The organism is Paenibacillus artemisiicola (assembly GCF_017652985.1).
In the GTDB taxonomy this organism is placed as follows: Bacteria; Bacillota; Bacilli; order Paenibacillales; family Paenibacillaceae; genus Paenibacillus_Z; species Paenibacillus_Z artemisiicola.
Genome location: NZ_JAGGDJ010000004.1, coordinates 1 through 13,086, shown reverse-complemented (window position 1 = coordinate 13,086; position 13,086 = coordinate 1). Strand labels below are relative to the sequence as shown.

Genomic DNA, 13,086 nt, shown 5'->3' with positions numbered 1-13,086 from the left:
GGCAAACCGTAAAGCAACCAGATCGACTAGGAGGTTCAACATGAGCACGATATTCGGATTCGGCCACAATGCGACGCTGATCGTATGGGCGCTCGTTTCCATTGCGTTTTTGGTCATTCTGATCGCGAAATTCAAATGGAACCCGTTCGTCACGCTGCTGCTCGCGGCGCTCGCGCTCGGGTTTCTCGCGGGCATGCAGCCGGCCGCGATCATCAAGTCGGTGACCGGCGGGCTCGGCGGCACGCTCGGCACGATCGCGATCGTCATCGGGCTCGGAACGATGCTCGGTAAGATGATGGCGGAATCCGGCGGCGCGGAACGGATCGCCACGACGCTCGTCGACCTGTTCGGCGAGAAGCGGGTCCACTGGGCGATGATGGTCGTCGGCTTCATCGTCGGCATTCCCGTCTTCTTCGAGGTCGGCGTGATTCTGCTCATCCCGATCGTGTTCATCGTCGCGCGCAAGACGCGGATGTCGCTGCTGCAGATCGGCATTCCCGTGCTGGCCGGGCTGTCGACGGTGCACGGGCTCGTGCCGCCGCATCCCGCGCCGATGATCGCGATCGACGCCTACAAGGCGGATTTGGGTAAAACGATTTTATATTCCTTGATCGTCGGCTTGCCGACGGCCATTCTGGCCGGGCCGCTCTTCGGCAGATTCATCGGCGCCCGGATCGCGGTCGAGCCGCCGGCCAAACTGGCCGAGCAATTCGCGTCGGCGGGCGAACGCAAGCTTCCCGGCTTCGGAATCACGTTGTTTACGATTCTGCTCCCTGTTATGCTGATGTTAATCGGTTCCATTGCCAATATTCTCGATCGCGAGGCGACGTCTGGCTTGACGGTGTTTTGCGAATTCATCGGCAATGAAGTGATCGCGCTGCTGATCGCCGTCGTCTTCTCGTTCTTCTCGCTCGGCTTCGCCCGGGGCTTCTCCAAGGAGGACGTGTCGCGCTTCGCGAGCGAATGCCTGGCGCCGACGGCGACGATCATCCTGATCATCGGCGCGGGCGGGGCGTTCAAGCAGGTGCTGATCGACAGCGGCGTCGGCAACGCCATCGCCGCCATCGCGACGTCGGCGCACGTCAACATCATCTTCTTCGCCTGGTTTATCGCGGCGCTTATCCGCGTCGCGACGGGCTCGGCGACGATCGCCATGACGACGGCGGCGGGCATCGTCGCGCCGATCCTGGCGCAAACCCCGGGCGCGAACGTCGAGCTGACGGTGCTGGCGACCGGCGCGGGCTCGCTCATCCTGTCGCACGTCAACGACGCCGGCTTCTGGATGGTCAAGGAGTTTTTCAACATGTCGGTGCCGCAGACGCTGAAGTCGTGGACCGTCATGGAAACGATTTTGTCCGTCGTCGGCCTGATGCTCATTTTGCTGCTGAGCATGGCGGTCTGACGGCAGCCGGGCGGCGCTCGCCGCACTTTTATCCGAAAGAAGGTTCATCCCTTGAGTCAATCGATGTATATGATCGGCGTCGACATCGGCACGACCAGCACGAAGGCCGTGCTGTTCGAGACGAACGGCGCCATCGTCGCCAAGGCGGACGAGGGCTACCCCCTCTACACGCCGACCTCGTCCGTGGCCGAGCAGGACCCGGACCAGATCTTCCGCGCCGTTCTTCATACGCTTAAAGGCGTTGTGGCGCAGAGCAAAGCGAAGCCCGAGCAAGTCTTGTTCGTCGCGTTCAGCTCGGCGATGCACAGCGTCATCCTCGTCGACGGCGAAGGCAAGCCGCTCACGCGCAGCATTACCTGGGGCGACAACCGGAGCGCGGCATGGGCGGACAAGCTGAAGCGCGAGCTGAACGGGCACGGCGTCTACTTGCGCACGGGCACGCCGATCCACCCGATGTCGCCGCTGCCCAAGCTGATGTGGCTCCGGCATGAGCAAGCGGAGCTGTTCCGGAAGGCGGCGAAGTTCGTGTCGATCAAGGAATACGTCTTCGCGCGGCTGTTCGGCGAGTACGTCGTCGATTATTCCATCGCGTCGGCCACGGGCATGTTGAATCTCGAGAAGCTCGATTGGGACGAGGAAGCGCTCGAGCTCGCGGGCGTGACGAGGGAGCGGCTGTCGGAGCTCGTGCCGACGACCCATGCGCTTCGGGGCATGAAAGCCGCCTACGCCGAAGAGACGGGCCTGGGCGCCTCGACGCCGTTCATCGTCGGCGCGAGCGACGGCGTGCTCTCCAACCTCGGCGTGAACGCGATCGAGCCCGGCGTCGTCGCGGCCACGATCGGCACGAGCGGCGCGATCCGCACCGTCGTCGACAAGCCGGTGACGGATCCGAAGGGCCGGATCTTCTGCTACGCGCTGACGGACAAGCATTGGGTCATCGGCGGCGCCGTCAACAACGGCGGCATGATTCTCCGCTGGGCGCGCGACGAGCTCGCCGCCGCCGAAGCCGAGACGGCCAAGCGGCTCGGCATGGATCCCTACGACCTGCTCATGCAGATCGCGGCGCGGGTGCGGCCAGGCGCGGACGGCCTGCTATTCCATCCGTATTTTACCGGCGAGCGCGCCCCGCTCTGGAACGCGAGCGCACGCGGCTCCTTCTTCGGGCTTAACCTGCACCACCGCAAGGAGCATCTGATCCGCGCGGTGCTGGAAGGCGTTATTTTCAACTTATACACGGTGCTGCTGGCGATGGAGGAGAACATCGGGCGGCCGAAAAAAATTCTGGCCACGGGCGGCTTCGCCCGCTCGGCGCTGTGGCGCCAAATCATGGCGGATATCTTCGACCAGGAGGTCGTCGTGCCCGAAAGCTTCGAGAGCTCCTGCCTTGGCGCCGTCGTGCTCGGGCTGAACGCGATCGGCAGGGCCGATTCGCTGAGCGTCGTCGCGGACATGGTCGGCGCCACGCACGAGCATAAGCCGGACGCGGAATCGGCCTCCGTCTATCACCGGCTGCTGCCGATCTATATCGGCGTCGCGCGCAAGCTCGAAGACGAATACGAAGCGATCGCGCAGTTCCAGCAAGCTCTCATCCGACCTTAATCCGATCGCGGCCGCGGCGCATGCCGGCGCGGCGGAAGGCCTCTGAATCCTCAGGGGCCTTTTTGCCGTTGTTCATATTCCGTTCATAGAACAACGATACCATCCTAAGCATCCGCAAACTATAGGAGGCATGAAACGCCATGAATCACGGGTATGGAAACGCAAACGGGCACGGCGGCGAATGGGCCGTCGAAGCGCGCGGGCTCGTCAAGGCGTTCGGACCGAACCGCGCCGTGGACGGCGTCGACCTGAACGTGCGCGCCGGCTCGATCTACGGCGTGCTGGGGCCGAACGGCGCCGGCAAGACGACGACGATCCGCATGCTGGCGACGCTGCTTCGGCCGGACGCCGGCTCGGCGCGGGTGTTCGGGCACGACGTCGTCAAAGAATCGCAGGTCGTCCGCCAGCTGATCGGCGTGACCGGCCAGTACGCGTCGGTCGACGAGTCGCTGAGCGCGACCGAGAATCTGATCATTTTCTCCCGCCTGCTCGGGCTCGGACGCGCGGAGGCGAAGCGCAAGTCGGCCGAGCTGCTGGAGGAATTCGGCCTGACGGAGGCGGCGAAGCGGCCGCTCAAGAACTTCTCCGGCGGCATGCGGCGCCGGCTCGACCTGGCGGCCAGCCTGATCGCGCAGCCGCCGCTCATCTTCCTGGACGAACCGACGACCGGGCTCGACCCGCGCACGCGCGCCCAGATGTGGGAGACGATCCGCCGGCTCGTGAAGACGGGCTCGACCGTGCTGCTGACGACGCAGTACCTCGAGGAAGCGGACCAGCTCGCCGACCGGATCGCGGTCATCGACCGCGGCCGCGTCGTGGCCGAAGGGACCGTCGACGAGCTGAAAGCGTCGATCGGCACGACGTCGCTGCAGCTCACGGTGCGCAGCGCGGCGGATATCGAGGGCGCCCGCCGGCTTGTCGAACAGGTGCTTCGGGCGCCGTCGACCGTCTCGCCGGAAGCCGCCCGCATTACGGCCCCGATGGCGGACGCCGATCTGATCACCGATCTGCTGGTCGCGCTCCGCGAGACGGGCATCCCGCTCGCCGAGGTCAGCGTGCAGAAGCCCACGCTCGACGAAGTGTTCCTGACGATCACGGGACACGGCGTGCCGGCGGACGAACCGCCGACGAACGGCGATAGCCAAACACGGAAGGAGGGCGCTAGCGCATGAGCAATCCGACGATCAAGACGGGGGCGGGCCTGAAGCTTCGCAACCGCACCTCCTTCGGCCAGTCCGTCCGCCATTCGTTCACGATGGCGTACCGCGGCCTGCTGAAAATCCGCCGGACGCCGGAGCAGCTGTTCGACGTGACGCTGCAGCCGATCATTTTCACGCTGATGTTCACGTACATCTTCGGCGGCGCGATCTCGGGCGACGTGCAGAGCTACCTGCCGGTCATCATTCCCGGCATTCTGGTGCAGACCGTCATTACGACGTCGATCGTGACGGGCGTGCAGCTGCGCGAGGACATGGACAAAGGCGTCTTCGACCGGTTCAAATCCCTGCCGATCGCGCGCATTGCCCCGCTCGCGGGCGCGCTGCTCGCGGACACGATCCGCTATACGATCGCGACGGTGCTGACGTTCGCCATGGGCTACGTCATGGGCTACCGGCCGGACGGGGGGCTCGGCAACGTCGCCATCGCCGCGGTGCTCGTCATCTTCTGTTCGTGGGCGATCAGCTGGATTTTCGCGTTCTTCGGCGTCATCGCGCGGACGGCTTCGAGCGTGCAGGGCATCTCGATGCTCGTGCTGTTCCCGCTGACGTTCCTGTCCAACGCGTTCGTGCCGACGAAGACGATGCCGCACTGGCTGCGCTGGTTCGCCGACATCAATCCGATCTCCCATCTCATCTCGGCCGTCCGCGACTTGACCAACGGCGGCACCGCCGGCTGGGACCTCGGCATCTCCCTGATCGGCGCCGCGGTCATCGTGGCGGTGTTCGCGCCGATCACGGTGCGCGCCTACATGCGCCGGACCTGAGCGCGGGGCGTTCACCGTTCGCCGCGGAAGCGGGGGCAAGCACGCAGAACCATGGAACCGATCGATCCTGCAACCGTATAGGCATACGGCCGCAACGCCGAATTACTGCACCACCGAAATGCCGCTCAGCCGCTTCGTTCGCGAAGCGGTTTTTTGCGTCGCCCGGCAGCCAACGGTTTCCTGCAAAGGAATATTCCGAGCCCGATTGATGCATCTTACAAAATACGGAATTCTTCATACTAGCGATACGAGGAGACAAGAGCGGATGCGGTTTCGGACCCGATTGCGAACCCATATGGCGGCGCGCGACCCTTGGCATTCGGCGCAGATGCATCTTCGAGGCGCCGGGATACGGCTGCCGGAGCGGTTCGGACCGGCCCTGCAGGATAACGTGCGGGAGCTGCGGGCGGTGTACGCGGATTGCCCCGACGTCATCTTCCGGCCGTTCGCCGTCGGCGGCGGCACGGAGGCCGTGCTCGTCTACATCGACGGGCTCTCGGATACGGAAGGGCTGAACGAGAACGTACTGACGCCGCTCATGGCGGGGAAGAGCGAGGAAGCGCGGGCGGTCAAGGAATTGGTGGAGAAGCGGCTGGCGGTATCCGGCACGAAGGGCGCGCAAGGATTCGCGGAAGCGGTCGGCGCGATCGCGGAAGGGAACGCGCTGCTCTTGATCGACCGGCTCGAGGAAGGCATTCTGCTGTCCGTGTCCAAATTCGAGAAGCGGGCGATCCAGGAGCCTTCGGCCGAATCGGTGGTGCGCGGCCCGCGCGAAGGCTTCACGGAGACGATGAAGGATAACCTCTCGTTGCTGCGGCGGCGCATCCGTTCGCCCCTCATGAAGTTCCAGACGCTCAAGATCGGCCGGTATACGCAGACCGAGGTGGCGGTCGCATACATTCAAGACCTGGCCGATCCGGAGCTGATCGAGGAAGTGAAGCGGCGGCTGGCGCGCATCGACGTCGACGGCGTGCTGGACAGCGGCAACATCGAGGAATACATCGAGGACATGTCGTTCTCGCCGTTCCCGCAGATCGTCTCCACCGAGCGTCCCGACGTGGCCGCTTCCGGCTTGCTGGAAGGGCGGGCGGTCGTGCTGGCGGAGGGCTCGCCGTTCGCGCTGATCGCGCCGGTGACGCTGTTTTCGCTTGCCCAGGCGTCGGAGGATTATTACGAGCGGTTCATGCTGGGGACGATGATCCGCTGGATGCGCATCTTCCTGATGGCGATCTCGCTGATGCTGCCCTCGATTTACGTCGCGCTGCTGGCGTTCCATCAGGAGATGATTCCGACCCGGCTGCTCATCAGCATCTCCGCGTCGCGGGAGCAAATCCCGTTCCCCGCGCTGGTGGAGGCCTTGTTGATGGAGCTGACGTTCGAGGCGCTGCGCGAAGCCGGCATCCGGCTGCCGAAGCAGGTCGGCTCGGCGGTCAGCATCGTCGGGGCGCTGATCATCGGCGACGCCGCCGTATCGGCGGGTCTCGTCTCGCCCCCCATGGTCATGGTCGTGGCCTTCACGGGCATCGCGTCGTTCACGACGGGGCGGTACAACGTCTCGGGCGCCTTTCGGATCCTTCGTTTCCCGCTGATCCTGCTGGCCGGGACGCTAGGCCTCCTCGGCGTGCTGTGGGGATTGATCCTCATCTTGATTCACTTGTGCACGCTTCGTTCGTTCGGCGTGCCGTATCTGAGCGGGCTTGCCCCGGCCATGCGCGGCGAATGGAAGGACGTGCTCATCCGGGCGCCGATCTGGTCGCTCAACCGGCGGCCGAAGCTCGGCGACGGCCCGAATCCGGTCCGCCAGCCGAGGGGGACGAAGCCGGGCTCCAGCGAAGGAGGCGGCTGACGAATGGCGGCGAACCGACCGGGAAGACGGCCGCTCTGCCGGACGTTCATGCTGGCGGTGCTTCCGCTGCTGCTCACCGGCTGCTGGGACCGGAAAGAGCTGAACGATCTCGCGATTATTTCCGGCTCCGGCTTGGACAAGCAGCCGGACAGCTCCGCGATCGAAGTGTCCGCCCAGATCATCGCCCCCCGCCAGGTGACGGGAGGCAAGGAGAAGGGCGGACAGCCGAGCAGCGGCGGCGACCCGACGCTGGCCCGCATCGCCAAAGGCCGGACGATCGCGGACGCCTTGAGCCGGATGCAGGAGCAATTGCCGCGGCGGTTGTTCTGGGGGCACAGCAAGGTGCTGGTGATCGGCGAAGAGCTGGCGAGGAACGGGGACATCCGCAATTGCCTGGACTTCATGGCGAGGCATCCGAAGACGCGACTCAACGCGTACGTGATCATCAAGAAAGGCAAGGCAGCGGAGCTGCTGGCCACGGTTCCGCCGCTCGAAATGACGAGCTCCGAGGTAATCCGGGAGCTGGCGATCAGCCACGTCGGCGTGAAGACGACCATCAGGGACGTGCTGGAGGATATGAGCAGCGTCCGCGAAGCCAGCCTGATCCCGTGGGTGGAAGATTCGGCGTGGCTGTCGGACGGGCAATCGAAGAATCGCGGGTTCCGGTTGAACGGGGCGGCCGTCATCAAGAGAGGACGGATGGTGCTCTACCTCGACGACAGCCGCGTGCGGGGCATGATGTGGCTGCGCAACGAGATCCACCACCCCACCATCACCGTTTCGCCGAAGGGCTCGAACGGCTATATCTCCATGCTGCAGCTGACGGCGCGCACGCGGCTGGTGCCGGCGATCAAGGACGGCCGGTGGCGCATGGACGTGAACGTCTTCACGGAAGACGATATCTTGGAAAACACGACCGATCTGGTGCTCGGCACGCCGCGCTTCCTCGGCGTGGTGGAGCGGACGGCCGAACGGGATATCGCCAGCCGGATCGAAGGGGCGCTGCATGCCGTTCAGCAAGAAGCGAACGCCGACGTGATCGGATTCGCCGAAGCCTTCGAACGCAAGTATCCCCGGGAGTGGGAGCGTTCGAAGCGGCATTGGGACGAGCTCTTCCCGAAGGTCGAGACGCGCGTGCATGTCGAGGCGAAGGTTAGGCGTCCCGGGTTGTCCACGTCGCCGCAAGGGAAGCCGAAAGAAGATTGGGTCGAATGAGCGTCGGCACGGAGCCGGGCGAGGCTCGGACGAAAGCAAAGGACGGAGGTGCGTACGATGGCGGAGCAAGGCAAAATCTCTGCGTTTCAGTTGGGGCTGATGCTCTATCCGCTAGTCGTGGCGACCGCCGACTTGACGGTGCCCGCCACGACCTTCAAGCTGGCCGGCCGCGACCTGTGGATCTCGCCGCTCTGGGACGCCCTTCTCGGGCTGTTCTCGGTCTGGATGGCCGTGCGGTTGGCGAGCCTGTATCCGGGGGAGACGTTGATCCAATACCTTGTTCGCATCCTGGGCAAATGGCCCGGCAAAGCCTTGGGGCTGCTGTTTCTCTTCTATTACGTGCACATCAACGGCAATATCGTGAAGCTGTCGCAGGAGCTGGTGACGTCGAACTTCCTGAACTACACCCCCGTGATCGTGGTCATCTCCGGGCTGATCTTCGTCAGCGGCTGCGCCGTGCGGGGAGGGCTCGAGGTCATCGCGCGGACGGCGCAGATGCTGGTGCCGTTCATCCTGCTGCTGACCGTGCTCGTGTTCGTGCTGCTGACCCCGGACATGGACGTGCACAAGCTGCTTCCGATCATGGGACTGGGGGTCGGGCCGTCGCTGATGGGGGCGATCGTGCCGACCGCCTGGTTCTCGCACTACATCATGATTTCGTTCCTCCTGCCTTATGTGAAAGACCCGGACAAAGCGCGCAAATGGGGCTTCATCGCCGTGCTGGTCGCCACGTGCTCGCTGTCGCTGTGCAACGTGTACACGCTGATGCTGTTCGGCAATATTACCGGCAGCTTCACCTATCCCGTCATTCAGGCGGCGCGCTACATCAGCATTGCGGACTTCCTGGAGCATCTGGAGGCGCTCGTGGTCGTCATTTGGGTGGCGGGCGTTTATTTGAAAATCGCGATCTTCTATTATGTGCTGGCGCTGGGGATGGCGCATTGGCTCGGGCTGGAGTCCTATCGGCCGGTCGTGTTTCCGGTCGGCGCGTTGATCTTGACGTTCACGCTATGGTCGGGACCGTCGATGCAGGATCTGGTGGACTTCATCGGCAAGGCGACGCCCTTCTACAGCTGCACGATCCACGTGCTCATTCCCGTGCTGCTCATCCTGATCGCAACCATTCGCAAGAAGGCGGCGCGGGGCGGGCCGCCGCGGCCGGACGAGCAGCCCGCATAGCCGGATAAGGAAGAGGAGGAACGCCCCCGTGATGCTGAAAATCGCCGGCGTCGCGCTGCTGTTCGCGCTCGGCGCGCTGTACGAATGGCCGAAGCTGAAGCCAGGAAGGCCGAGGGAGAGGCGTGCCTTCGCGCTGCTGTCCGCGTTCGCCGCCGGCCTGCTGCTGCTGGTGCTGTGCTTTCCGGAGCTGCCCGGGCCGAACAAATGGATGATCGAACTGTTCAAGCCGATGCGCTGGATGCTGGAGCGATAGCGGTTCTTGCGAACCCGGACAAAAGGCTGCCTTCCCTAAAGGATGGCAGCCTTTTTGTCGCGCGCAAGGATGGGTCGGCCGCGCATTTCCCTGACCGCGCGGCAGGCGCCCGCCTGCCCGGCGTCGTATATTAGGATACGTACGGGGTCTCGCGATGCATCCGAAATTGGTCTCACGGCAGTCTCAACTTCCGCCATGGAGTATCAAATCGCGTAGCGGGCCCGGCGATCGCATGATACGTTGAAGGAGTCGGTGAGCGATGATCGTCCATCCGGAATCCGTCTTCGTCGGACGGATAGAAGAATTGAATCGGCTGCATGCGCACGCGGAAGGCGGATCGGAGACGCGCTGGCTGCATGTATTCGGCCAAGGCGGCATCGGCAAGTCGGCGCTGCTTCGGCGATTCCTGGCCGATACGGAGACCGGCCGCCTCGTGGCGATGGACGGCGGCAGGGTCATGCGGCAGGAAGACGTTCCGCGCCAGCTGGCGGAGCGGCTGGAGGCGATCGGGACCGCGGACGATGCGCTCCCGGACGGCGGGGCAGAGGGCGCGGCGGACGCCTTGAATCGCCGTGCCCGCTTGCTCGGCCGGCCGCTCGTCCTCGTCATCGACGGCATCGATCATTGGCACGCGATCGCGCCTTGGTGCCTGCGCTGGTTTGCCTTGTTGGAGCCGGCGGTCCGGATCGTCACGGCGGGGCGCAGCATGCTGACGGGCGACTGGCTTCGCGGCGGGCCGGCCGCGTTCGCCGAGACGCTGCGGCTGGGAGCGCTGCCCGCGCGGGACGTGGAGCGCTACGCCGAACGGCGAGGCATCGACGAGCCGGGCGACCGTGTCAGGCTGCAGCGGTTTTCCGGCGGCGTCCCGCTCGCCATGGCGCTTGCGGCGGAGACGATCCGGGGCGGCGGCGAGGCCGGAGCCGGACGGCTGGCGCGCGAGGAGAACTTCCGGCTTCTCTCGGTCTTGCTGGCGGATCTGCTGCGAGGCCTCCCGGCGGACATGCACCGGATGCTTGAAGCGGCCTCCGTCTATTGGCGGTTCAACGAAGAACGGCTTGCCGCCGCGCTCGGGAAGGAGCTCGATCCGGCCGCGTTCCGCCTGTTCGCCGGCTTGCCGTTCGTCCGCCTGACGGAAGACGGCTGGCTGCTGCACGATGCCGTCCGGGCGTGGGCGCTGGAAGATTTCACGCTGCGGCGGCCGAGCGCGTACGAGGCGATGCGGCGCGGCGCCCTGCTGCAAATCCGCCGCGAAGAAGAGCTGCATCCGCGGCTGCGCGGCCGGCTGCAGCTCGATAAAATGAACCTGCACGAGCATCCGCTCGTGCGGACCGTTTGCTTCGCCGGCCACCCGGACGGCGAGCTTGAGCTGCGCGCCTGCCGGGAAGCCGACCTCCCCGAGCTGGAGCGCCTGTATGCCGACTATCACCGGCATGCCGCGCCCATGCCCGACGACGGGCCGCTCCTCGGCGGCTGCCTGCGCGACGTCTGGGAAGCCGACCCCGCCGCATTCGTCACGGTCTGGGCGCGCGACGAGCTGGTCGCCTTCTTCGGCAAAGTGCCGCTCCGCGGCGGGATGCTGGAGGTGCTGCGGCGGGAGCCGCTGCTCGAGCCGTTCTTGAACGGGTGGCGGCCCGTGCCGAACGCGTACCTCTTCGCGATCATCGGCATCCGTCCGGACCGCGAAGACGCCGTGCGAACCTATATGCTCGGGACGTTAATCAATCATTTCTCCCGTTCCGAATGGATTGTCGACTTGACGAGCCTGCGCGAATGGTTTCCGATCTTCGAGCTGTGCGGCTTCGAACGCGCGGCATGGGCGGACGCGGCCTCCGCGGCGGGCACGGAATACCGGGCATTCGTCCTGGATTTGCGGCAGGAGGATTTCATCGCCAAGCTCGACCGTTCCGTAAGCCGGTTAGCGCCGGCGCAGGCCGCCGATGCGCGGCCCGCGGACACGCAGCCCGGGGACGCGCTTGCCGACGAACCGGACGTCCGGACGCTCAAGCGCATCCTGCGGCCGGGGGGTTCGCTGCCCCGGCACCCCGAAGCGATCCGCGCCTATCTCCGCTTGTTTCCGCATCGCGCGATGAACGGCGCCTCCCTCGAGGAAGCGGGCGCGGCCGCGCTGCGGGACATCCGCGAGGCGATCCGGCGGCTGGCCGAAGGCGACGAAGCCGAAGAACGGCTCGGGCTGCTGCTGTCCCGGCTGTACGTGGAGAACATGCGGCCGCACGAACGCGCGGCCCGCAGCCTGAACCTGTCGAAGGCGACCTATTACCGGCATTTGAACAAGGCGCTCGCGCTGCTCTACCGCGTACTGGACGGCGGCAGGGCGACGTAACGCCGCTCCGGCGTCCGATGTCCGGCACGCTAGGAGCGGTCCCAACCTAATTCGCAAGGAGTGACCCCCGTGCAGCACCGGATAACGAAAGGCCTGGCGATGCTGATGAGCCTGCTGCTGTTGTCGGCGGCGATTCCGCATGCCGCCCGCGCGGCCGCCAAGCCGATCCGCGTATACGTCGACGGCGAACCGCTCCGCTTCGGCGGCGCGCAGCCCGTATCGGAGGACGGACGCTTGCTCGTGCCGTTCCGCGCCCTGTTCGAGACGCTCGGTTTTACCGTGCAATGGACCGGTTCCGGCGGCTCCGGCCGGGCCGTCGGCACGAAGGCCGGGCTGAAGCTCGAGCTGACGATCGACAGCCGCGTGGCGAAGGTCAACGGCAAGAACGCGACGCTCGACGTTCCCGCGCGGGTCGTGCGCGGCAGCACGCTGGTGCCGCTGCGCTTCGTGTCGGAGAACGGCGGCTTTCGCGTCGACTATGAGTCCGGCGGCGGCGCGACCGAGATCCGCATCGCTTCCTCCGGCGGAACCGGCGGGAATCCGGGATCGGCAGGCGGCAGCGCCGGCGACGAGCCGTACGTCGTCAAAGGGCGCGTCGTCGACGAGCAGGGACGACCGGTGGAAGGCGCGGCCGTGTTCGCCGACAACCAGCTGCTGTATAACAGCAATTTGACCGCGACGACCGACGCGAACGGAAATTACCGGATCGAGCTGCCGCGTCTCGCAACGACGTGGCACATGGGCGGCTCGTACGAAGCCGCGGCGGACGGCGAAACGTACCGCGTCGACCTGACCCCGGCGAACGACGCGCCGTTCGCGGGCAACACGGGAGCGGTTCGCGACTTCACGCTGCGCAAGGAGACCGCGTTCGGCGAGCTGTATTATTATCTCTCGCTCGATGACATCGCCGCGGGCTATTCCGAGCAGTACGTGGAGGTCGCGTTGACGCCGGCGGGCGGCGGGAAAGCGTTCGCCGGACCCGGATTCCATTTCCCTGGCGGCTTCGGGCGCAACGACGTTCCGGTCGGCACGTACAAGGCGACGGCCAGGTACGCGCCGCCCGGCGAACAGCCCGTGGCGATGACCGTTCGCGTGCGGAACAAGGGCGCGTACGCCGATTCCGCGACGTTCGCGTTCGAAGAGCTCGTGCCGGGCGTGTACCAAGCCGAGCTGGAAATGAAGCTGCCTTGACGGCGCGGCGTATTCCGCCGGCCGGATAGACGGACCGTCCGCGCGGGCGGCGAACGAAAGGAGGCTGCCGGCCGTG

Annotated in this window: 10 protein-coding genes; all 10 read left to right on the top strand. The window is 65.6% G+C overall.

Translation table 11 applies throughout. From position 1 onward, the window contains the following. Positions 1 to 40 precede the first annotated feature (40 nt). The 10 genes from I8J29_RS08430 (at position 41) to I8J29_RS08385 (ending at position 13,010) form a co-directional block, all read left to right on the top strand. Positions 41 to 1,402, top strand: a complete 1,362-nt coding sequence (locus tag I8J29_RS08430) for a GntT/GntP/DsdX family permease (RefSeq protein WP_208847186.1) — start codon at positions 41 to 43, stop codon at positions 1,400 to 1,402. A gap of 51 nt (positions 1,403 to 1,453) precedes the next feature. After that, positions 1,454 to 3,001 carry a gluconokinase gene (gene gntK / locus I8J29_RS08425; protein WP_208847185.1) on the top strand — a complete coding sequence of 516 codons (1,548 nt, stop codon included), beginning with the start codon at positions 1,454 to 1,456 and terminating at the stop codon, positions 2,999 to 3,001. A 140-nt stretch (positions 3,002 to 3,141) separates the two neighbouring features. Then, positions 3,142 to 4,173 (top strand): ATP-binding cassette domain-containing protein, encoded by a 1,032-nt coding sequence (locus I8J29_RS08420; protein WP_208847184.1) that lies wholly within the window; start codon positions 3,142 to 3,144, stop codon positions 4,171 to 4,173. Continuing rightward, positions 4,170 to 4,985, top strand: a complete 816-nt coding sequence (locus I8J29_RS08415; protein WP_208847183.1) for an ABC transporter permease — start codon at positions 4,170 to 4,172, stop codon at positions 4,983 to 4,985. Before I8J29_RS08420 ends, I8J29_RS08415 begins: the two co-directional genes overlap by 4 nt. Positions 4,986 to 5,250: 265 nt before the next feature. Next, positions 5,251 to 6,831 (top strand): spore germination protein, encoded by a 1,581-nt coding sequence (locus tag I8J29_RS08410; protein ID WP_208847182.1) that lies wholly within the window; start codon positions 5,251 to 5,253, stop codon positions 6,829 to 6,831. Between the two features lie 3 nt (positions 6,832 to 6,834). Beyond that, complete coding sequence (locus I8J29_RS08405) at positions 6,835 to 8,046, top strand: Ger(x)C family spore germination protein (protein ID WP_208847181.1); 1,212 nt, start codon at positions 6,835 to 6,837, stop codon at positions 8,044 to 8,046. 57 nt (positions 8,047 to 8,103) lie between these two features. Continuing rightward, positions 8,104 to 9,225 (top strand): GerAB/ArcD/ProY family transporter, encoded by a 1,122-nt coding sequence (locus tag I8J29_RS08400; protein WP_208847180.1) that lies wholly within the window; start codon positions 8,104 to 8,106, stop codon positions 9,223 to 9,225. A gap of 28 nt (positions 9,226 to 9,253) precedes the next feature. Further along, positions 9,254 to 9,478 (top strand): hypothetical protein, encoded by a 225-nt coding sequence (locus I8J29_RS08395; RefSeq protein ID WP_208847179.1) that lies wholly within the window; start codon positions 9,254 to 9,256, stop codon positions 9,476 to 9,478. A 259-nt stretch (positions 9,479 to 9,737) separates the two neighbouring features. After that, positions 9,738 to 11,819, top strand: a complete 2,082-nt coding sequence (locus I8J29_RS08390) for an ATP-binding protein (RefSeq protein ID WP_208847178.1) — start codon at positions 9,738 to 9,740, stop codon at positions 11,817 to 11,819. Between the two features lie 69 nt (positions 11,820 to 11,888). Continuing rightward, complete coding sequence (locus tag I8J29_RS08385; RefSeq protein WP_208847177.1) at positions 11,889 to 13,010, top strand: stalk domain-containing protein; 1,122 nt, start codon at positions 11,889 to 11,891, stop codon at positions 13,008 to 13,010. Positions 13,011 to 13,086 lie beyond the last annotated feature (76 nt).